General features: G+C 65.5%; 15 protein-coding genes and 1 pseudogene. 8 read left to right on the top strand and 8 right to left on the bottom strand.

Going from position 1 to position 21,748, the window contains the following annotated elements:
• Nucleotides 1-1,438: 1,438 nt before the first annotated feature.
• From ACVMIH_RS20625 to ACVMIH_RS20615, 3 genes and pseudogenes are all read left to right on the top strand, one after another.
• Nucleotides 1,439-2,386, top strand: a pseudogene (locus ACVMIH_RS20625) (autotransporter assembly complex protein TamA); the annotation flags it as partial.
• A 109-nt stretch (nucleotides 2,387-2,495) separates the two neighbouring features.
• Nucleotides 2,496-2,726, top strand: a complete 231-nt coding sequence (locus tag ACVMIH_RS20620; RefSeq protein ID WP_456863155.1) for a BamA/TamA family outer membrane protein — start codon at nucleotides 2,496-2,498, stop codon at nucleotides 2,724-2,726.
• The gene (locus ACVMIH_RS20615; RefSeq protein ID WP_456863152.1) at nucleotides 2,726-7,075 is read left to right on the top strand and encodes a translocation/assembly module TamB domain-containing protein; all 4,350 of its coding nucleotides are present in this window, start codon (nucleotides 2,726-2,728) and stop codon (nucleotides 7,073-7,075) included. Before ACVMIH_RS20620 ends, ACVMIH_RS20615 begins: the two co-directional genes overlap by 1 nt.
• 19 nt (nucleotides 7,076-7,094) lie before the next feature.
• Here ACVMIH_RS20615 and ACVMIH_RS20610 read toward each other — a convergent pair whose 3' ends face one another.
• Nucleotides 7,095-7,868 carry an SDR family oxidoreductase gene (locus ACVMIH_RS20610; RefSeq protein ID WP_456863149.1) on the bottom strand — a complete coding sequence of 258 codons (774 nt, stop codon included), beginning with the start codon at nucleotides 7,866-7,868 and terminating at the stop codon, nucleotides 7,095-7,097.
• Between the two features lie 135 nt (nucleotides 7,869-8,003).
• On the opposite strand from ACVMIH_RS20610, the gene ACVMIH_RS20605 reads away from it, so the two are divergent.
• The 3 genes from ACVMIH_RS20605 to ACVMIH_RS20595 all read left to right on the top strand — a co-directional run bounded on the left by ACVMIH_RS20605 (nucleotide 8,004) and on the right by ACVMIH_RS20595 (nucleotide 10,557).
• Nucleotides 8,004-8,912, top strand: a complete 909-nt coding sequence (locus tag ACVMIH_RS20605; protein ID WP_456863146.1) for a LysR family transcriptional regulator — start codon at nucleotides 8,004-8,006, stop codon at nucleotides 8,910-8,912.
• Between the two features lie 62 nt (nucleotides 8,913-8,974).
• Nucleotides 8,975-9,598 carry a hypothetical protein gene (locus tag ACVMIH_RS20600; protein ID WP_168855389.1) on the top strand — a complete coding sequence of 208 codons (624 nt, stop codon included), beginning with the start codon at nucleotides 8,975-8,977 and terminating at the stop codon, nucleotides 9,596-9,598.
• A 185-nt stretch (nucleotides 9,599-9,783) separates the two neighbouring features.
• Nucleotides 9,784-10,557, top strand: a complete 774-nt coding sequence (locus tag ACVMIH_RS20595) for an SDR family NAD(P)-dependent oxidoreductase (protein ID WP_076826024.1) — start codon at nucleotides 9,784-9,786, stop codon at nucleotides 10,555-10,557.
• A gap of 119 nt (nucleotides 10,558-10,676) precedes the next feature.
• On the opposite strand, the gene ACVMIH_RS20590 is transcribed toward ACVMIH_RS20595, so the two are convergent.
• The 6 genes from ACVMIH_RS20590 to ACVMIH_RS20565 all read right to left on the bottom strand — a co-directional run bounded on the left by ACVMIH_RS20590 (nucleotide 10,677) and on the right by ACVMIH_RS20565 (nucleotide 19,125).
• Nucleotides 10,677-13,163, bottom strand: a complete 2,487-nt coding sequence (locus tag ACVMIH_RS20590; RefSeq protein ID WP_456863143.1) for a TonB-dependent receptor — start codon at nucleotides 13,161-13,163, stop codon at nucleotides 10,677-10,679.
• A 325-nt stretch (nucleotides 13,164-13,488) separates the two neighbouring features.
• The gene (locus tag ACVMIH_RS20585; RefSeq protein WP_076826028.1) at nucleotides 13,489-14,163 is read right to left on the bottom strand and encodes an RraA family protein; all 675 of its coding nucleotides are present in this window, start codon (nucleotides 14,161-14,163) and stop codon (nucleotides 13,489-13,491) included.
• Nucleotides 14,164-14,349: 186 nt separating this feature from the next.
• On the bottom strand, nucleotides 14,350-15,375 hold the full coding sequence (locus tag ACVMIH_RS20580; protein WP_076826030.1) for an amidohydrolase family protein: 1,026 nt from the start codon (nucleotides 15,373-15,375) through the stop codon (nucleotides 14,350-14,352).
• A gap of 22 nt (nucleotides 15,376-15,397) precedes the next feature.
• Entirely contained in the window at nucleotides 15,398-16,726 is a 1,329-nt protein-coding gene (locus tag ACVMIH_RS20575; RefSeq protein ID WP_456863140.1) for an MFS transporter, read from the bottom strand.
• 29 nt (nucleotides 16,727-16,755) lie between these two features.
• A complete protein-coding gene (locus ACVMIH_RS20570; protein WP_057016892.1) occupies nucleotides 16,756-18,087 on the bottom strand; it encodes an MFS transporter in 1,332 nt (443 codons plus the stop codon).
• A gap of 51 nt (nucleotides 18,088-18,138) precedes the next feature.
• Complete coding sequence (locus tag ACVMIH_RS20565; protein ID WP_057016893.1) at nucleotides 18,139-19,125, bottom strand: NAD(P)-dependent oxidoreductase; 987 nt, start codon at nucleotides 19,123-19,125, stop codon at nucleotides 18,139-18,141.
• Between the two features lie 187 nt (nucleotides 19,126-19,312).
• On the opposite strand from ACVMIH_RS20565, the gene ACVMIH_RS20560 reads away from it, so the two are divergent.
• Together ACVMIH_RS20560 and ACVMIH_RS20555 are read left to right on the top strand one after the other, a co-directional pair.
• On the top strand, nucleotides 19,313-20,248 hold the full coding sequence (locus tag ACVMIH_RS20560) for a LysR substrate-binding domain-containing protein (protein WP_057016894.1): 936 nt from the start codon (nucleotides 19,313-19,315) through the stop codon (nucleotides 20,246-20,248).
• Nucleotides 20,249-20,437: 189 nt separating this feature from the next.
• On the top strand, nucleotides 20,438-20,788 hold the full coding sequence (locus tag ACVMIH_RS20555; protein ID WP_057017007.1) for a hypothetical protein: 351 nt from the start codon (nucleotides 20,438-20,440) through the stop codon (nucleotides 20,786-20,788).
• A 22-nt stretch (nucleotides 20,789-20,810) separates the two neighbouring features.
• On the opposite strand, the gene ACVMIH_RS20550 is transcribed toward ACVMIH_RS20555, so the two are convergent.
• Entirely contained in the window at nucleotides 20,811-21,707 is an 897-nt protein-coding gene (locus ACVMIH_RS20550; RefSeq protein WP_076826034.1) for a LysR family transcriptional regulator, read from the bottom strand.
• Nucleotides 21,708-21,748 lie beyond the last annotated feature (41 nt).

Below are 21,748 nucleotides of genomic sequence, written 5' to 3'. Positions count from 1 at the left end.
TCGTTCCACATCGTTCAACAATCACGCTCGGTGGTTATGGGTCCCGGCCTTCGCCGGGACGGCACCGAATGTATTGCGCTGCCGGTGAGTCATACTTCCGCGCTCTCGCGACATGATCTGTCCGAGCTTTGCATTTCGTTTCACCACTCCGGAAACAGAGGGCGCAGGGAAAGCCGGGTGCCGATCGCACCCATGGGTCCCGCGTAATAAAAAACGCGGGAGGTAAGACGACGGCCGCGGGGGCGTGCGCCGTCGGGCAAAGCAGTGGCAGGGTCCGGATTGGTTAATGCGCCCACGCAACGCGTTGCCCGATGACGGGCTCTGCGTTGATCGGCCACGGCAGCAGACTGCCGGCCCGACCTGAACCTGTCCCTCTGCATTTGCGGATTGGATCGGCCGAGCTTGCACTCTGCTTTTAACTGGCGACGGTTCCGGCATCAGCGCCATGGAATCGTGATGACGCGTGTGGCGGATTGTCCGCAAGATGCGGTTGCCGGAACCGATGGTGGCGCGCATCGGAGAGTCGATAACTGCGACGAACGTCGAAGTTCCCTTGCGTTTGCCCAACATTGTCCATCATGAGTCTATCAACTTCGCGTGTGGTGCCTGTTGAATGCGGAGACAGGGGATCGCCGGAACCTGAGGTGCAGAGACTCGGGTCGCGTCAACAGGCAGGCGGAGCGGAACAATCAAGCAAATCGTGGTGCGACGATGCCTGCCGCCTTTGCCGGGGCGGGCAAGGCGGAGGTATTTCATCGCTGCAGCGCGGCGCGTTCTGCGTTCGGCGTGCGTCGCTGTCGTCGGTTGCTCGCTGTGCGAACAGGCTCACGCGCTCGACTTCTTTGGCCTGTTCGGTTCCGACGATCCGCCGCCGGTCAGCGCCACGACGCTGTCCTATCGGCTGGAGATCGAAGCCAAGACGCCGGAGGGCAAGAACGATAGCGACGCCGAACAGGCATTGCGCGATGCCGCCGGCACCTATCGCCTTCGACAGGAACCGCCGCCGGACGGGGAAGGTCTCGCGCGCCGGCTGCAGGCGGATATCAATCCGCTGCTCGATGCCCTTTGGGGGCTTGGCCGCTACAACGCCCAGATCGATGTGACGATAGATGGAGTTCCAATCTCCCTCGACGAGATCGGGCTTGCCGCGGCCGCGCGCCGGGCCGACAGCTTTCGCAATCGGACCGTTGTGGCCGTCAAGGTCATCGCGCGACTTGGTCCGTTGTTCAAGCTGCGTGCCGTTGATGTAGACTATCCGCGCGACCAAGCGCCGCAGGGATTGCCGCGCCGCGCGTTTGCGCTGAAGTCCGGCGATCCCGCGATCTCTGCCGACCTGCGCGCCGCGCAGGTGAAGCTCGTCGACTGGTTCCGCAGCAACGGACATCCGCTCGCGAAGGTCGCCGACGTCAAGGCCACCGTCGATCATGGCGCCGCCGCGATGGACCTTCGGCTGCGGGTCGAAGCGGGCCCCAAGGCCGGCATCGGCGCCGTGACGATCTCGGGCGGAGACGTCGATCCGAGAGTAGTGGCCACGCACGTCTACCTGAGGGAAGGCGAGCCTTATTCGCCAGAGCGGCTCGCCTTGGCGAAAACCTCGATCGCAAAGATCCCGGCCATCGGGGGAATTCGCGTCCGCGAGGCGGACCAGCTCGATGAGAATGGCAATCTGCCGGTCTTCATCGATTTGACGGAAAGGCCCAGGCACGCGGTGGGCCTCTCGGCGAAATATTCCACCGTCGATGGTCCCGGCATTGCTGGCTACTACGAGGATCGGAACATATTCGGCGGCGGCGAGCGCCTGAGGCTCGAAGCGTCCGCCTCGCTTTTGCAACGGATCGACGGCACGTCCTTCACCGGCTTCAATAATCTGAGCGGCTCGGATTTCGGCGCACGCTTTACCGGCACCTTCATCAAGCCGGGCTTGTTCGGTACGGCCAACGATCTACTGATCGAGGCCACTGCGTTCCGCGAGCGTGTCGGCAACAACGACCTCGGCGGTTACACTGACGACACGGTGCGCGGCACATTCGGCGTGATCCATCGCTTTTCGGAGGCGGCTTCGCTGCAGGCCGGTCTCCAGGTCGAGCAATCGAAATCGCAGGACGTGCTGGGGCGGGTCGATGCGACATTGATCGGCTTCACGGCGACCGGCCGCTACGACACGACAGACAATCCGCTCGACCCCACGCGCGGTGTGCGCCTCTCGGCGACCGTCAATGCCTATCCGAAGCTGATGGGTTCCACGATCGATCTGTTCGAAGCGCGGGTTGCGGGCTCGGCCTATTATGCGCTCGACGAGCAGGCCGACTACGTGCTGGCGGGTCGGTTGGCCGCAGGCTCGCTTGCGGGCGCGCCGCTCGACCAGATTCCGGACGCACATCGCTTCTTCGCCGGCGGCGGCGGATCCGTACGCGGTTACGGCTTCAACACCATTTCGCCGATGATGTTCGGTCAAATCACCGGGTGGTCGCAGCCTGATCGAGGGCTCCGCCGAGGTGCGGGTCAGGATCACTCCCACCATCGGCCTCGTGCCATTCTTCGACTTTGGCACCGCCTCCCGATCGTCCCTGCCAGGCTTCGACGACTATGTGGGCTACGGCGCGGGACTTGGGTTGCGCTATCTCACGCCGGTCGGCCCGATCCGCCTTGACGTTGCGACACCGCTGAACCCTCGCCCCGGCGACAGCCGTTACGCGATCTATGTCAGCATTGGGCAAGCCTTCTGATGCGCATCCGACGGCTGTTCATTATCGGTTCTGCCGTCGCGGCCCTGGGTCTCATCGCTGCCGCGGTGCTTGGTGTCGTTCTCTACCGAATGGTGGGCGGTACCGGCGAGAACCAGCAGGATGTGCTAGCCAGTCTCGTCTCGCGGACGCTCTCGACGCCGGCGACCCAGGTCCATGTCGGCGCCGTCGATGGTGTGCTGTCCTCGGATGCAACGGTCCGCGACGTTAGCATCACCGACAAGGACGGTGTCTGGCTGACGCTCGACAAGGCGCGCCTCGTCTGGCGACGCAGCGCATTGTTGCTGGGGCGGCTGGAAATCGACCGTCTCGAGATCGGCACGCTTGAGATCAGGCGAAAGCCGCTTCCGTCCGACCAGCCTGCCGCCGAGTCCGATCAGCCGACCCTGCCTGACCTTCCGGTGAAGGTGCAGGTGAAGGCTTTCGACCTGCGGGCCCTGACGCTGGGACAGTCGATTCTGGGTGAAGCTTTGAGTGTCGCGGCGACCGGCAATACCGAGCTCGGCTCGCCCTCGGAAGGGCTCGTCTTCAACCTCGATGCCACCCGTAAGGATTTTCCGGGCCACTTCAAGGCCGCTCTCGCCTACGTTCCGCAGGGAAATGCGCTTACCCTCGACGTCACGCTCGACGAGCCAGCCCACGGACTCATGTCGAAGCTCGGCCATCTGCCGGGCGAGCCGCCCGTCACATTCGCACTGGGCGGCAAGGGCACGCTCGACAGCTTTCGCGGTGCCCTGAAGTTGCAGGCCGGCCCCACGATCGATGCGACCGGCACGATTGCGCTTGACCGAAACGGCGCGGCCCGAGTGCTCGCAACGCGCCTTGCCAGTCACCTCGAACCGTTGTTGCCGGCGATCGCCGCGCCGGTCTTCGTGGGCGAAACCCATCTCGACAGTACGACGCATTTTGGTGACGACGGCAGCGTCGCCCTGGACGGGCTGACGCTGACGAGCCGTCTCGCGCGGCTCGACGCGAAAGGTCTGCTCCGAGCCGACAAGGTCGTGGATTTTGCGGCTTCGATCCGCGCCTTGCCAAGCAACGGCGACGTGACCGAGTCTGACCAAGGCTCGATCCGCAGCCTCGTCTTCGACAGCCGCGTCATCGGCCCAATCAAGGCTCCTACAGCATCGGTCAAGCTCGCGCTGTCGGGTGCTCATCTGCCGGACGGAGACGTCGAGACGCTTGATGCTTCGATCACGGCCGTTCCTCGTGCCGAGGCCAGCGATCCCGCAACGCGTATCATCCTTGACGCGAACCTGCGCGCTTCCGGCATCGCGCCACGCGACGCGAGTTTGGCGGCCGCGATCGGCAACACCGCGTCGCTCGTGCTCCATGGCGATACGGACCTGGGCGGCCGCGCCAGGATCGAGCGTCTCGAGGTCGGCACATCAACGGTTCAGGCCACCTATACAGGCGATGTCAGCGCCGATCGCCTGAATGGCCGGGCAACCGGAACCGTGCCCGACCTCGGCGCCTTTGCCGACCTTGCCGGGTTGAAGCTCAAGGGTTCGGTGGCGTTCGGCCTCGATCTCGACACGGATTTACAGCGTGGCAGCTTCGATATCAGAATGTCAGGTGCCGGCGAGAAGCTTGCGACGGGACTTGCGGCGCTCGATGGGCTCGCGGGGGCGCGGCTCGCACTGGCAGCCGACATCTCTGCTGACGGACGCGACACTTACACGGTCCGCGACGCGTCGATCGATGGTGCCCATGTTGCGGTTCGCGCCAAAGGAACAGTGACGCGCGACTCGAGCGACCTGTCGGCGCGTGTGGACCTGCCGGATCTCTCGGCGGCCGATGCTCGCCTCACCGGTGCGGGAGCTCTCGACGTCGGCCTGACCGGCGGGCTCGCGCATCCCGGGGTTTCGTTCGTGGCCTCGGTGGATCGTGCCACCGCGATGCGGCGTCCGATTCCGCATCTCGGGCTCGCCGCCACGGTCAACGACATCAACGGAGTCTGTGCTGTCGAGGCCAAGCTCGACGGCTCCGTCGACGGCAAGCCGGCGCGCGGGATTGTTCAGCTGAGTCGTCGATCGTCGGAGCCCGACGATCGCGCAGCTCCTGCCTTTGCCGGATGGCACGCAAAGACCGTCGACATCGCGATCGGATCGGTATCCCTGAAGGGGGTAGCAACGATCGACGCCCAGAGATTCGCCAGCGGGCAGATTCGCTTCGCAGCCGGGGCGCTCGCCGATCTCTCGCCGCTTGCCCTTACAGAGCTCGCCGGTTCGGCCTCACTCGACCTTGCCGCTTCGGCCGATGGCGGCCAACAGTCGATCCGGCTTGCCGGCAAGGGCGCGGGAATCCGTGCCGCGGGTGCGGCCGTCCGCAGTTTCGATCTGCGCGCCGATGGCGCCGATCTCTACAGCCATCCGGTGCTCAATGCTGATGCGCAGGTCAATGGTGCCGAGTTCGGCGGTCAGACAGTCTCAAACGTCACGCTGGCGGCCGCGGGCAATGCCGATGCGAGCACGATCGGCCTGTCCGCCAAGGCTGCCGGATTCGATCTCGATGCCGTGGGTGCACTGACCACCAGGGAGCGGGTGCGGTTCGATCTCAACCGCTTCACCGCGCGCCGTGGCGCCAAAGCGATTGCGCTGCAGGGCCCCGCGGGCTTCACGCTCGACGATGGCACGGTGCTGATCGAGCATCTGGCGCTTGGGATTGGACGCGGCCGCTTCACGGTGGACGGCAAGGCCGGCCAGGTGCTCGACCTTAAGGCCATGGCCAGCGCGATCCCGCTCGGCGAGGCCGATGTCGCGATACCCGGTCTGGGCCTGAGCGGGACCCTCGACGCGTCAGCGGCCATTGCGGGCTCCATGAGCGCGCCGACCGGCCAGTACAAAGTCGCGGTCAAGCAGCTCACCGCGCCGCAGACCAGAAGCGCCGGCCTGCCGCCGATCGACGTTGCCGCGGACGGACGATTAGATGGCAGCCGTGCGAGCCTGAACACCACAATTGCTGCGGGAGGAGCCGGAGCGATCGCGGCGTCGGGCACGGTGCCGCTCGACGCCACGGGTCCGATCGCGCTGACCGCGAAGGGCCGCCTCGATGCCGCCGTCGCCAATGCCGCGCTTTCCGCCTCCGGCCGTACCGTGTCCGGCAGCGTTACGCTCGATGCCCGTGTCGGCGGCACACGTACCAAGCCCCAGATCGGCGGTGTCGCCACCATGAGCGGAGGTACCTTCCGTGACAGCATGCTCGGTACGCGCCTTGATGCCGTCGAGGCGAAAATCACCGCCGAAGGAGAGCGCATCGTCGTGGAGCGCCTGACCGCGGTGACGCCCAACGGCGGTACGTTGTCCGGCTCCGGTGAGGTAAGGGTCGCCCCGGATGCAGGTTTTCCAGGCACGATCTCGATTCGCGGTCAGCAGGCGACGCTTGCTTCCAGCGCGCTGGCGACCGCGCAGGCCAATCTCGCTATCGACGTCACAGGCGCCTTGGCGCGCGATCCGCGGATCGTCGGTCGCGTCGACTTGACTCGCGTCAACGTCGATATTCCGGATCGCCTGCCGTCGACGCTGAAGCCGATCGACGGCATCAACCATGTGAACGCCTCGGGGCAGGCCGCTGCACGGCTCGCAGCTGCGCGCAAGGCCGAGACGCCGAAAGGCAACAAGAAGCGTCCGGCGCTCTTCAACGCCGCGCTCGACGTGACAGTTTCGGCGCCGAACCACGTCTTCATCCATGGCCGCGGGGTAACCGCAGAACTCGGCGGCTCCGTTCATGTCGGCGGCACGAGCAACGCGCCGGTTCCGAAGGGGGCTTTCTCGCTCTATCAGGGCAAGCTGGTGGTGCTCGGAAAGACGCTGACCTTCACCAAGGGCAATCTCTCCTTCAATGGCGATCTCGCGCCCGAGCTCGATTTCGCGGCAGAGATACAGGCCTCTGACATCACCGCGCAGGTCGGAATCTCGGGCCCGGCGGCCGCGCCGGTCTTCGCCTTCCATTCGCAGCCCGAGTTGCCGCAGGACGAGATCCTGTCGCGCATTCTCTTTCAGAAGGGTTCGGGCAGCCTGACGACCTCGCAGGCCGTGCAGCTCGCCGGGGCCGCCGCTCAGTTCGCAAGCGGTGGCGAGGGAACGGTGGACCGCATGCGCCGCTCGCTCGGGGTCGACAATCTGGACGTCGGCGCCGGAGCGGGCGGTCCGATGGTCGGCGCCTCGCGCGCGATCGGCGACAGGCTGAGCGTGGGCGTGCGGACGGGCGCGAGCGCCAGCCAGTCAGGAGTGTCGGCCAATGTCGACGTGACGCGCCATATCCGCGTCGAGTCGGATGTCGATGCGAAGGGCTCGACATCCGTCGGAGTCGGCACGCGATTCGAATGGTAAGGGCGACCGAGATCGCGCCTCACTTCGTGGTGTAGCCGCCGTTGACGAGGATGGTCTGGCCGGTCATCCACCAGCCGTCCGACACCAGCAGGCGGATCCACGGCACGATGTCCTTGATGTCGGTGAGCCCGGTCCTGGAGAAGCCCGACAGCGACGCCGCCGATTTGTGATAGGCGACCGCGTCCGCGCCTTCGGCCGGATAGAAGAACGGCGTGTCCATCGGCCCGGGTCCGATCGCGGTGACCGAGATGCCGCGCGCGCCGAACTCTTTCGATGCCGCGCGGGTGAAATGCTCGACCGGCGCCTTGGTCCCGGCATAGGCCGCATAGAACGGCGTGTAGGCGCCGAGCAGCGAGGTCACCAGCGTGCAGATCTTGCCGTTGTCGTTGACGTGGCGGCCGGCCTCCTTGAGGAAGAAGAACGCGGACTTGGCGTTGACCGCGCTCATCGCGTCATATTCGGCTTCCGAGATCTCGATCATCGGTTTCTTCAACACCTTGCCGACGGTGTTGATCGCGATGTCGGGGCGGCCGATCGCGGCGACCGCGTCGGCGAACAGCTTCTCCATCGCGCCTAGTGTTGTGAGATTGGCCTGGAAGGCGACCGCCTTGCTGCCTGCGGCCTGCAGCGCCGCCACCGTCGCGTCGGCATCGGCCTTGGTGGCCGCGCTGTTGTAGTGGATCGCGATCGCCCTGGCGCCGTGGGCGGCGAGATCGCGCGCGATCAGGCCGCCGAGATTCTTGGCGCCGCCGGCGATGATGACGGTCTTGCCCTTGATGCTGTGGTCGGTCATGGCGTTCGCCTCTCCAGGTCTCGCGGCCGCGCCCTGCGGCCGCTTTCTGGAGAGGACGATATCGTCTAGAATTTGCCGATAAAGCCATGCATCCTGATATCACTTGTCGGGAATGGCGAACAATCGGGGACGATTTTGGACCGCATCGACCTGTTCCGCATCTTCGCTCGCGTCGTCGAGTGCGCGAGCTTTACGCGGGCGGCCGATACGCTGGGCCTGCCGCGCTCGTCGGTCTCGTCAGCGGTCGCAGAACTGGAGCAACGCGTCGGCGCGCGGCTGCTGCATCGCACGACGCGAAAGGTGTCGCCCACGCATGACGGCGCGGCCTTCTACGAACGAGCCTTGCTCGTCGTTGCCGATGTCGAGGAGGCCGAGACCCTGTTTCGCCACGCCGCCGCCGAACCGTCCGGCAGGCTCAGGGTCGATGTGCCCGGGCGGATCGGCCGCCTGATCATCGCGCCGGCGTTGCCGGCTTTCCTTGATCGTTATCCGCAGATCGACATCGATCTCGGCGTCACCGATCGCGCTATCAACCTGATCGAGGATTCCGCCGATTGCGTCGTGCGCGTCGGCCCGCTCAGCGATTCCGGTCTGATCGCGCGGCCGCTCGGCGATCTGACGCTGATCAATGTCGCAAGCCCCGGATATCTCGCGCGCCACGGCACGCCGCGAACGCCCGACGATCTCGGCGCGCATTGGGCGGTCAACTACGCCTCGCCCTCCACCGGCCGCATCGAGGAGTGGGAGTGGAGCGAGCAGGGCGCGTCGCGCGGCATCGCGCTGCGCGGCCGCGTCACCGTCAACAGCGCCGAGGCCTATATCGCCTGCTGCCTCGCCGGCCTTGGCCTGATCCAGATTCCCGCCTACGACGTGAAGCGGCACCTCGATGCCGGAGAGCTCGTCGAGCTGATGCCGCGGCACCGCGCCGCGCCGATGCCGATGACCTTGCTCTATCCGCACCGTCAGCATCTATCGCGGCGGCTGCAGGTGTTTGCCGACTGGCTGACGGATTTGCTGAAACAGAAGCTGCTCGCGGCGGGGTAGGGCGCAGGCTGGTGTTCCCGGTCGGTGGGACGTATAATCCCTGTGCTCGTGACGGTAATCTGATGACCACTTTGGTAAGCAAACTCGGCCCCGCAATCGCAGTGTTGGCGCTGTGCCTGAGCGGCCAGCAGCAGGCCAGTGCCCAGGCCGGCCCGGTGCGCTACTGGACGCCGGGCTCGCTGTTCGGCTTCGGCGGCAGCCTCGCCGACGGCCAGAAGGCGGATACCTACGGAAACTTTCCGAGCTTTGACGCCGCCGGCGCGCAAGGCGGCGATTTTTCGTATCTGAACGGCCGGCCCGACGGCTGGTTCGCCGGCAGCGAAGGCGGTCGCGTCGGCTGGAACGCGCTCGGCCAATCGGCGGCGTTCGGCTCGCTGGAATATCAGGGCGCGCAGTTCGGCTACAATTTCAGGGGCGTCGGCAATACGCCCGTGACCTTCTTCGCCGGCTTCGACACGCTGAAATACAATCCGCCCGGGGCCGGCGGACCGCTGGCGCCGTTCAGCGGCAATCCCGGCGTCAACGCCGGCTATTCTGCGCGCGCGGGACTCGAGTTCCGGCCGACTTCGAATCTCAGCCTGTCCTTCGGCGCGAGCTTCACCCAGCAAGGGGCGGAGCGGATGGACAGCGACATTCATTCGCAGCTGCTGCCCGGCCAGTCTCCGGTCCTGTTCGGCGGGCGCTGAAGCGCGATGAGAATCGTCATCGCGCCTTATCTCCTTGTTTGAGCATGATCTTTTCGGAACCGCTTCGCACTTTTCCGGATCATGCTTTAGCGCGTCAGCGCAAGACGGCAGCGCTGCGGTCCTGATTCAACCAGAACGTCACAACCAAGAAGGCTCGAGCTCACGGGCACAGTCAGGATCGAAACATGGACATGCAGGGCAAGATCGCACTCGTCACCGCCGCGGGATCCGGCGCCGGCCGCGCCGGGGCACGCATCCTCGCGCGCGAGGGCGCGGCGGTCGCGGTGGTCGACCAGAACGAGGCCGGCGCGAAGGCGGTGGTCGACGAGATCAAAAAGGGCGGCGGACGCGCGCTGGCGCTGACCGGCGATCTGCGCGACGACGGCTTTGCGCGCGACATCGTCACGGCAACCGTGAAGGAATTTGGAGCGCTCGACTGCGTGTGGAATCACCTCGGCATTCCCGGTCCGTCCGTGATCGACGATCTGGAAGGCTGGGATCTCAGCGTCGATCTCAACCTGCGCTCGCAGCTGATCACCACCAACGCGGCGCTCGGCCAGATGACCGCGCGGCGCCAGGGCAGCATCCTGTTCACTGCATCGACCTCGGGCCTGGTCGGCTCGCCGTGGAGTCCGACCTATTCGGCGGCCAAGGCCGGCGTGATCGGGCTGGCGCGCGCGCTCGCCAAGCGCCACGCCAAGGACGGCGTCCGCGTCAACGCGATCTGCCCCGGTGCGATCGACACGCCGATGCTGCGGGTGTTCGTCAACCGGCCGGACCAGCCGGGCCACAACGAGGCCGATCCAGAGGAGCTGATCAAGGCCGCGGTCACCCGCAATCCGATGGGCCGCGCCGCGCGTCCCGAGGAGATCGCGGAGGTCGCGGTGTTCCTGCTGTCGGACAAGGCGTCGTTCGTCACCGGCATCGCGATGCCGGTCGACGGCGGGACGGTGGCGTAGCGTCTTCCAGGAATTGCCCTAAAGCATGATCCGGAAAAGTGCGAAGCGGTTTTCCGAAAAGATCATGCTCAGACAAAGAGCTAAAGCGCGATGACGATTCAACCTAATCTCATCGCGCTTTAGAACTTCGCCCTGATGCCGGCATAGGCGGCGAGCGGCATGCCGGGCACGAAGGTGCGCGGATCGGTCAGCTGCGCCATCAAATTGGGCGCGGCTCCGGCGCTGGCAAAGCCGCCAGTCTCGTAGAACGCGCCGCCGAGATAATAATGCTGGTTGAAGACGTTGTTGATCAGGCCGAACACCTCGATATTCGGCGTGATCCTGTAGGAGGTGTGCAGGTTCACGACCGCGTAGGCCGGGACCTTCTGGCTCTGGTTGGTGTCGTCGCCGATCAGCCACTGGCTGCCGACCACGTTGATGTCGGCGCCGACCTTCCATGCGTCGGTGGCGAGGTACTCGACACCTGCCTTGAAGCGGTGCGCCGGAATGCCCGGGATATGGTCGCCCGGCTTGACGTTGATGAACCGGACGTCATCGTTGTTCAGGTCGGTCAGGGCGTTCGGGTTGTCGGGAGCCGGCAACGTGTTTGCGCTTCGATAGGTCGCGTCGATGAAGGTGTAGTTGGCATAGGCGTTCCAGCGATTGACGCGGTAGTCGAGCTTGGCTTCGATGCCCTGCCGCAGGGTCTGCCCCGCATTCTGGAAATAGCCGAAATTGCCTGTGCCGATGGGGCTCTGCACCCGGATGATGTCGTCGTCGGACAGAGTGTGGAATGCGCCGAGGCCCCAGCTCAGCACGCCGGTCCTGGCGTCGTTGCCCCAGGTGCCGCGGAAGCCGGCCTCGACGGTGTGCGACACTACCTGCTTGAGCGGCGGATCGGACACCAGGAAGGAATCGATGACGCAGGGGCGGGCCGGATCGGAGCAGCCGAGCTCGAGCGGCGTCGGCGCGCGGTTGGCCTCTGAATAGCCGGCATAGAAGGTGAGGTTCGGGGTGATCTTGTAGGTGCCGCCGATCACCGGGTTGAGGCGCTGGAATCGGTTGCTGCTGTTGAGCTGGTCATTTGTCCCGGTCTGGTCCTGCAGATCGATCTGGGCATAGTTGAATCGTCCACCAGCAGTGACCGAGAACCTGTTCGTCACGTCGAAGGTATCGGTGAGATAGACGCCGGTGTAGGTGTTGGTGGCGCGCAAGTCGACCGGGGCGAGACCGGCATCGGGCTGGTTGATGAAGATGCCGGTGCCGGTCACGAACAGGTTGTTCGGATCGATCGTTCCGAGCTCGCTGGTCGCCGTGAATTTCGTGTTGCCGTGGTCGACGCTGACGCCCATCACGACGTGGTTGTCGTGTCCGAACAGCTTGTCCGAGTTGGTCAGCTGGGCTGTGCCGCCGAAGCTGTTGGTCGCGGCCCGGTTGCGGTCGACTTCGCCAAGGAAGGCGTTGCCCAGCGTGTTCGGAACCGAGGGACCTCCCGCCGGACCGAAAATCGGCAGGTCGTCGCCGATGCACAAACTGTCTCCCCCGTCGCAGGCATGCACGTCGGTGCCGTTGCCGTCGACATGGGTCTGCCGGAAGCCGCGGAAATAGGCATTGCCCTGGAAGGACCAGGTATCCGAGAAATTATGGTTCAGCGTGGCGTTGACGAAGGCGAGCTGAAGCAGCGTCGTCTGCGGCCAGGTGTAGACGCTCGACCAGCGCTGATTGAGCATCTGCACCGGCGTTGCCGCGACGTTGCCGAGCAGGTTGCTGGCGCCGGTGAAATTGACATGAAATTCGGTGTCGTCGTTGCGTGCGCCAACATCCACATACATGCGGTTGATGTGCGACGAATTGGCGTAGTCGCGCCAGCCGCGATCATACGCGGATTCGAACGCAGCGTAGGCGGAGATGTTGTCCCTCTGGCCGCCGGCCTGCACGCTGCCCTGCACGCGCCCGTAAGAGCCGCCGAACAGTTCAGCCTCGGAGCCCTGATAGGTGAAGCCGTTCTTCATCTGGATGCTCAGCGCACCGCCGATCGCGTTGAGGCCGAACACCGGATTGTTGGGAAACAATGCGACGCTGTCGATGGCCTTTTCCGGGATGAAGTCCCAGTTGACCACGTCACCCCAGGATTCGTTGATGCGCACGCCGTTCTGATAGACCGCGATGCCCTGCGGCGTGCCCTGGACCGGCGAGGCGGTAAAGCCGCGGTAGTCGAGGTTGCGCTGGAACGGATTGCCGGTCTGGTCGCCGAGCGTGACGCCGGGCAGCTTGCGGTTCACAGCATCGAGGAAGTTGGTCGAGTAGTTGTGGCTGAAATCCTGCGTCGTCATCACCGCGGTGTTGGACGGGACCTTGTCGCGATCAATCAGGGTGGAGTCGCGGTCGGAGGGGCCAGGTGCAGCGGTGCCGACATCGGGTCCCGCTGCCGGAGCAACAGGTCCGGTTCGGGTTCGCGCGGTTCGCGTGGTCCGAACCACCGGCCGTGCCGTCGGCCTTGCGCTGCGGGTGCCGGCCAGAGGTGTGGGCGCAATCACGTTGACGGGCGGCAGTTCAGTGGGGACCGGATCGGCCGTCTGAGCATGCAGGACAGTCGATGGCAGTGCAGAGCCAATAACAGCCAGCACGGCCGCAGCGCCTCGCGTATAGACCGAAGAAGACAAAGACCGTGTTGCCGCACGCAACAACGCAGCAGCCATGACGCCCACCCCCAAGCCGCGGTTCGGCTTGATCCCCGACGAACCTTGGCTCGGAGACTGCGGGAACGCCCTTGCTTTGGCAAACAAGATCAGTCCCGGGGGACCGGGATTCTTTTCCATCTGGAATCGGGAAAAATTCCCGATTTTGATGGACGGGCACACGCACACGATATGGGCGGGATGATTCCGGCCGACTTGGCGCAAATTCGTGCCCAAAAGGCGGGCATCGCCGCCTTTGGGACCGCCGATCGTCTCAGTCCTTGAACTCGCAGCCGAGGCGTTGCAGGGCCTCGTCGACCCAGCGGCGGTCGCTGGTGCCGGCGAGGATTTGCTGGATGGCCTTTTCCTCGGTGGCCTTCTTGGCTTCGGTCAGCTTGCAGATCGCCTCGGCGTCGTCATGGGGCACGCACAGCACGCCGTCGTCGTCGGCCACGATGAGATCGCCGGGCTCGACGATCATGCCGTCGATCGAGATGGCGCAGTTGATCTCGCCCGGGCCGTCCTTGTAGGGGCCGCGATGGGCGACGCCGGCGGCGAACACCGGGAACGATCCGGCGCGGATCGCGCCGGCATCGCGGATCGAGCCGTCGATCACGAAGCCCGCGACGCCCTTCTTCTCGGCCAGCATCGACATGATCTCGCCGATGATGGCGTTGACGAGGACGCCGCCGGCATCGACCACGATGACGTCGCCGGGCTGGGCCAGGTCGATCGCCTTGTGGACCATCAGATTGTCGCCGGGACGGGTCTTGACCGTCAGCGCCGGGCCGCCGAGCCAGCCGCCCGCATGCATCGGCCGCAGCCGGTTGGTGCCCGCGATCCGCGACATCGAATCGCTGATATTGGCGACCGGCAGGGTGCGGTAGCGCGCGACGAGGTCAGGCGACACTTTCCGCTTCGCTTTGTGAATTGCAAATCCTATGGCCATCGGTTTTCTCCGAGATTGATTGGTTGAAGTCGATTGTCGGTCTTGCTGCTTGGTTGGACCCTCATGGTGAGGAGCGCGGAACGCGCGTCTCGAACCATGTGGCCCGGTTAGTGGCCTGCATCCCTCGAGGCGCCCGCTTCGCGGGCACCTCAGGATGAGGAGTTGGAGTGCTTGTCTCGGCAACGTTCAATGCGCGCGGCGTTCGAGATGGGCGTTGAGGCGAGGATAGACGCGGCGGGCGTTGCCTTCAAAGATCTTGGCCTTGTCCGCCGCGCTCAGCGGCAGCGCGTCGATATAGCGGCGGGTGTCGTCGAAGTGATGACCCGTTTCAGAATCGATGCCGCGGACCGCGCCGACCATTTCGGACGCAAACAGGATGTTCTCGACAGGGATTACCCTGGTCAACAGCTCGATGCCGGGCAAGTGATAGACGCAGGTGTCGAAGAACACGTTCTTCAAGAGATGCTCCGACAGCGGCGGCAGCTTCATGTCCTGCGCGAGGCCACGGTAGCGGCCCCAGTGGTAGGGCACCGCGCCGCCGCCATGCGGGATGATGAACCGCAGGGTCGGGAAGCGCTTGAACAGATCCGAAGTCAGGAACTGCATGAAGGCGGTGGTGTCGCCGTTGAGGTAATGCGCGCCGGTGCCGTGGAAGCAGGGATTGCAGGACGAGGAGACATGGACCATCGCCGGCACGTCGAGCTCGACCATCTTCTCATACAGCGGATACCACCATTCGTCGGTCAGCGGCGGATCGCACCAATAGCCGCCGGCGGGATCGGGGTTGAGGTTGCAGCCGACGAAGCCGAGCTGGGTCACGCAGCGCTCCAACTCCTCGATGCAGTTGGCAGGCTTGATGCCCGGGCTCTGCGGCAGCTGGCACACGGGGACGAAGTTCTGCGGGAACAGCGTGCAGACCCGGTGCACGAGGTCGTTGCAGATCGTGGTCCATTCGCGGCTGGTCGCTTCCTTGCCGACGTGATGTGCCATGCCGGCGGCGCGCGGCGAGAAGATGGTGACGTCGGTGCCGCGCTCCCTTTGCAGGCGAAGCTGCGCGCCCTCGACGCTGGAGCGGATCTCGTCATCGGTGATGCCGAGATTGGTGGTGAGCGGCCGGCGCGACTTGTCGGCGAGGCCGGCGAGCTGCTTGTCGCGGAAGATCTGCAGCTTGGCCGGCTCGGTGGTGTAATGGCCGTGACAATCGATGATCATGGTTGCTTCCTTGGCAGGGGTGTCAGTGTGCGACGGATGACGGGACCGCGCCCGTCAATTCCGTCTCGCGCGGCTTGACGCGCATGGTGGCGGCGATGGCGGAGGCGACGAGCAGGAAGCCGGCGATCCCGACCAGCGCCCAGGAGAAGCTTCCGGTGGAGTCCTTGATCAGGCCGATGCACCACGGCCCGATCAGGCCGCCGAACTGCGCCAGCGTGTTGACCAGCGCGATCGAGGCGGCACCGGCCGCGCCGGTCAGCAGCGAGGCGTTGATGCTCCAGAACAGCGGGTTGCCGGCATTGAGGCTGAAGCCGACGATGCAGAGGAACACGAAGGCCAGCACCGGGCTCGCGACATAGGCGCTGCCGAGCATCGCGACGGCGGCGAGCAGATAGACCGCCGCGAGATGAAACTTGCGATCGCCGGTCTTGTCCGAGCTGCGGCTGACCACGATGGTGCCGATGACGCCGAGCAGCGGCGGGATCGCCGAGAGGAAGCCGACCTGGATGTTGCTGAGATTGCCCATGCCCTTGATGATCTGCGGCAGCCACAGCAAGAGGCCGTAGATCCCGACCAATGCGCAGCCGAACAGCGCCGCCAGCAGCCAGACCCGGATATCGAGGACGCATTCGATCAACCTGTGCTGCCCCTGTTGTTCGATCTCGGCCCGCTCGGCGGCGAGTTCGCCCTCCAGCCAGGCCGCCTGTTCCTTGGTGAGCCAGCTCGCCTTGGCCGGGCGGTCGGTGAGATAATAGAGCGTGAACAGGCCGAGCAGAATGGTCGGCACGCCCTCGGCGAGGAACATCCATTGCCAGCCGTGGAGACCGGCAGTGCCATCGAACCAGGTCATGATGCTGGTCGAGATCGGCCCGCCCAAAACCGCCGAGAACGAGCCGGCGATGATGTATCCCGCCACCGCGCGGGCGCGATAGCGCGCCGGGAACCAGTAGGTGAGGTAAAGCACCACGCCGGGCATGAAGCCGGCTTCCGCGACGCCGAGCCCGAACCGCATCACATAGAGGCTGAGCGGATTCCAGACAAAGGCGGTCAACGCGGCGACCAGGCCCCAGGTGATCAGGATGCGCGCCAGCCAGATCCGGGCGCCGAGCCAGTGCAGCATCAGGTTGCTCGGCACCTCGAGCACCATGTAGCCGAGGAAGAAGATGCTGGCCGCGAAGCCGAAGATCGCGGGGCTGAGGCCGAGGTCCTTGTTCATCGTCAGCCCTGCATAGCCGAGATTGATACGGTCGAGATAGTTGAAGAACATCATCACGAACAGGATCGGGATCAGCCGCCAATAGACGCGGCGGATGGTCTGTTGTTCGAGCTCAGTGACGGACGCTCCGGCCATTGCAATCCTCCCGTTCATTGTGATGGCGTTCATTGGGTCGCGACGCCATTTCGGATGTTGTTAGGGTGTCCTGTCTCTCGTTCGTGCGGCGGGCGTTCGGCGCCGTCCGGCGCGCCGCCCGCTGCCATTGTTCTGAGGTCGATGCCCTGCTGCTCGGGCAGCAGCAATGCCGCGCAGAATGCGGCGGTGTAGCCGCAGATGGCGCAGATCGCCATTGCGTCGCCGAGATGCATTCGCGTCGAGAGAATGCCGACGGTCGCCGGCACGATCGAGCCGAGGCCGCGCCCTGCGCTCAGCGCAAAGCCGGCGCCGTTGGCGCGGATGCTGGTCGGAAACAGCTCGGCAAAGGTCGGCATCAGGCCGGAGGCGAGGCCGGCCTGCAGCGCGCCGAGGAAGAATCCGAGGATGATGGTGATGCCTTGGCCGATCGGCGCCTGGGTGTAGACGACGACGTTCAGTGCCTGGCAGACCAGGAACAGCATGAAACCCTTGCGGCGGCCGATGCGGTCGGCGATCAGGCCGAAGGCGATCGGTCCGACGAACGATCCGAAGATGTTGACTGCGAGATAGCCGGCGGTGTGCGTGACCGGCAGATGCAGCCCGGTTTGCAGATAGGTCGGCAGCCAGGTGATCATCACATAGGCCGCGCCAAGCGTGCCGGTGGTGAAGAAGGTCGCGACCAGCGTCTTGAACAGATGCTCGCCGGTGAAGATGGTCCAGAAGCTATGCGCCGGCGAGGCGGCGCGCTGTGCCTTCTCCTCGACGAAGATCGCGGATTCCGGCACGAAGCGGCGGACGAAGAAGACCAGCAGCGCGGGGAGGATTCCGATCGCGAAGAACACGCGCCAGGCCATGTCCTGCGACAGCCAGCCGAAGATGACGGGAAACAGCGCCACCGACAGCGCATTGCCGACGGCGTATCCGCTCTGGATCGCGGCGGCGACGCGGCCGCGCATGCCGGCCGAAACCACTTCGGCGACCAGCACGGCACCGACCGCGGCCTCGCCGCCATAGCCCATGCCCTGGATGGCGCGCGCGACCAAGAGATACCAGAAGCCGTCGGCAAAGGCGGCGGCAAAGGTCGAGACCGCGACCAGGAGGATGGTGAATTGCAGCACGCGCACCCGGCCGAACCGGTCCGCGGCAATTCCGGCGACCCAGCCGCCCAGGGCGGTGCCGATCAACGAGCTGGAAGCCAGAATGCCGGCGTCAGGCCGCGACAGGCTCAGCGTTGCGATCAGCGCCGGCGTGACCAGCGCGTAGATTGTCGTGTCCATCGAATCGAGTGCAAGGCCGCCGAAGGCAGCGAAGAAGGTCTTGCGTTCGACGGTGGACAGCTTGGACAGCCACCCCAGATTCATGTTCGTTTCCTCTTGATGTCGCGGCCTCTTGGTGGGCCGTTTCTGCGAGATTTAAGGCGCGTCGAGTGCCGCCGGGTTGACCACATTGGCGCGATCGATGTCGCGTTGCGTGAGGACAGCTGCGATGTTGCGCGCGGCCTCGACGCCGGTCCGCGTGATCGATGCGCCGGTTTGGGCTGCGATATGCGGCGTCACGATCAGGTTCGGCGCCTGCAGGATCGGCCTGTCTTTCGCCGGCGGCTCCTCCGCCAGCGTGTCGAGGCCGGCACCGGCGAGATGGCCGCTGCGCAGCGCCGCGCACAGCGCGTCCTCGTCGACCAGCGCGCCGCGCGCGGTGTTGATCAGGAGGGAGCCGGGCTTCATGGCGTTGAGCCGCCCGGCATCGATCATGCCGCGCGTCGCATCGGTCAGCGGCGCGTGCAGGCTGACGATGTCGGAGACCGCAAGCAGCTCGGCGAGATCGGCGGCTTCGCGCGCCAGCGCCGGATCGACACGGCCGCTGCTCCGGCCGAGCGCGACGACGCTCATGCCGAGCGCGGCCGCCGCGCGGGCGACGTGCCGGGCGATGCGACCGAAGCCGACCAGGCCGATCGTGCGGCCGCGGATTTCGCGGCCGCGATAGGTGGCGCGGTCCCAGGCGCCGGAATGGGTTCGCGCGTTCAGGCTGACGACGTCGCGCCCGAGCGCGAGGATTAATGCGATGGTGTGCTCGGCAACCGCAGGCGCATTCGCGTCGCCCGCGACCATCACCAGCACGCGCCTGGCGGTTGCGGCATCGATATCGACGCTGTCGATGCCGGCGCCGTGCTTTGCGATCACGCGCAGGTGCGGATTGCCGGCGATGGTGGCGGCGGAGAATACCGGATTGCCGCGCATCAGGATCGCCTGCGTCGGTGCCCGCGCCATCTCGTGCGTGAGACGCTCAGGGGTGACGGCATCGCGCATCAGCACGACATCTGCACCGATCTCGCTGAGGACATTGACGGCGGCCGGCGCGAGGCTGTCGCCGGTGACGAGAACGCGAAACGGAACGGTCATCTTCTATCGTTCGCTGCGATATTGCATGGCTGACCCGCTGCGAGCGCCGCGCCGTCGTGCCTGAACCTGACGCATTTCCCGCGTTTCTCCCTTGGGAGGACTGGTGATTTCGCGCGAAGATCGGGAAACGGCCCCGCGAGGTCAAATACCTTGTTGACCCCCGACTTATAGGGAATCGGAATAAGCGATGGATTACAGGCAGCTTCGTTACTTCATCGCGGTAGCCGAAGAGCTCAGCTTCAGCCGCGCCGCCAAACGCTTGCATGTCAGCCAGCCGCCGCTGAGCACGCAGATCAAGGCGATGGAGGAAGAACTCGGCACGCGCCTGTTGGCGCGCACGCGGCGCGCGGTGGAACTGACGCAGGCCGGGCAGTTGCTGCTGGAACATGCGCGGCGTGCGGTCAGCGAGCTCGATCTGGCGTCGGAGACGGTGCGCCGTGCGGCGCGCGGCGAGGCCGGGATGATCCGGGTCGGCTTCACCGGCTCAGTCCCGATGCTCGACATGTTCGCCGAGCTGTTCCGCAGCTTTCGCGCCAGCTATCCGCGGGTGAAGATCGAGCTCAGGCACATGTCGACGGCAACGCAGCTGCGCGCGCTTGCCGACGCCGAGCTCGATGTCGCGATCATGCGCCCGCCGCTCGATTTCAGGCCGGCGGCCGATCTGCAGGTCCATGTGGTGTGGCGCGACCGGCTGATGGTGTTTTTGCCGCTGGATCATCCGCTGGCCGGCGCGAAGGGTGCGCTCGAGATGGCCGACCTTGCCGAGCATGAATTCGTCGGTATGGCCGAGAGCGGCTGCGGCGTCGGCGATCAGGCCGCGATGCTGTGCCGGCGGGCGGGCTTTGCCCCGCGCGTGGTGCAGGAGGCGCATGAGCTGCGCACCGTGCTCAGCCTGGTTGCAGCCGGGATCGGACTTTCGATCCTGCCTTCCTGCTACCAGCAGGCCGGCGTGATGAACGTGGTGGCGAAGCCGCTGGACACGCCGGATGCGGAGAGCCGCATGCTGGTGGCGATGCGCTCCAACGCTTCGCTGCTGCCGCGCCGGTTCGTCGAATGCGCGCTGCAGGCGGCGTCGCGCAGCGCACCGCCGCTCGTTCCGGAGGTTGCGGCAGTGAGTCGTTGATCGTGCCGCGCGCCCTATACTTTCGTTGACCGTAGTCTTCCGGCGTCCCGTCTGGCCTTGCTCTTGCATCGTTCAATGTCAGGTGCTGGGGCGCGGATGTGTCGCGTTCTCGCCTGCGGCGGCAGCGTCGCAGGCGAGCGGTCTGTGACGCGCGCCCGCAGCTGGATCGACGCTTACGGAGACGACGACATGCACGCTATCACGCGTGCGGCACTGCTGCTCGGGACGATGTGGCTGACATCGCCGACCCTGGCGCGGGACGACGGCCGCTACGCCAATTCACCGCTGAAGCCCTGGTTCGAAAGCCTGCACAGCGGCTATGGACAATGCTGCTCGGATGCCGACGGCTATGTGGTCGCCGATCCCGACTGGGAGTCTGATCACGGCCACTATCGCGTGCTCATCGACAATGAATGGGTTGTCGTCCCGAACGAGGCCGTGATCACCGAGCCGAACAAGGTCGGGCGCACCATGGTGTGGAAGCACTATATCGACGGCCACCCGCGCGTGCGCTGCTTCATGCCGGGCAGCATGACCTGAGGCGCATCGTCCGGGTTGCAACTCAGGCCGGCGGGACGAACACTCGGTTCGGGAATGCCTGCTCGACGACGTCGAGAAACGCGCGAACCTTTGCGCCGACCAGCCGTCGCGAGCTCTGCAGCGCCCAGATCTCGACCGGAGGTCTGGCATCCGTTCCCCAATAGGCAAGCCGGCCCGCGGCAATGTCGTCATCGACCAGCAGCTTGGGCAACAGGGCCGCGCCGGCGCCTGCGAGCACCGCATCGCGCATCATCAACATCGACGAGAGACGCAGCATCGGCCGCGGCCTGAGCATCATCTCATCGTGTTCATTCCGGATGCGCCAGGCCATATCGGGCGGCGTCGGCGACATCAGAACGGCATCGACGGAGACGCCATCCGGATCGCGCACGGAGATCGTCGGTCGTCGCAGGTCGGGATGCGCCACGACCAGCAGCTCGTCGCTGAGGAAGCGGCGGCCGACGAGACGTTCATCCGGTGACGGGTTGATGCGGATGACGAGGTCATAGCCGTCTTCCACCGGATCGACCAGGCGATCCTCGGCGACGATCTCGAGCTGGACGTCGGGATAGGCGTGCGCAAAGCGCGCACCGATCCGGCCGAACGCGACATGGGCGAGCAAGACCGGCGCGCTGACCCGCAAGCGGCCGCGCGGTGTCGATGCGCCGAGCACCACGGCTTCGCCGGCCTCGGCGATGTCGGACAATGGACCGCTGGTGCGCTCGTGCAGCGCGCGGCCCTCATCGGTCAATCGCAGACTCTGCGAACCCCGCTCGATCAAGCGGACGCCGAGACTCTGTTCCAGTTCGGCGACGCGGCGGGACAGCGTGGCCTTGGCCCGTCCGGAAGCGCGGCTGGCGCGGCCCAGCCCGCCATGAGCGGCCACCAGATTGAAATCGGCGAGTGCCTGAAGGTCCATCGAACTGTTCCATATTCGAAACGATGTGTTCAGATACTGCC

It is taken from the genome of Bradyrhizobium sp. USDA 4503, from assembly GCF_054055815.1.
The sequence above is the reverse complement of the archived record's forward strand: the minus strand, read 5'-3'. Positions and strand labels throughout refer to the sequence as shown.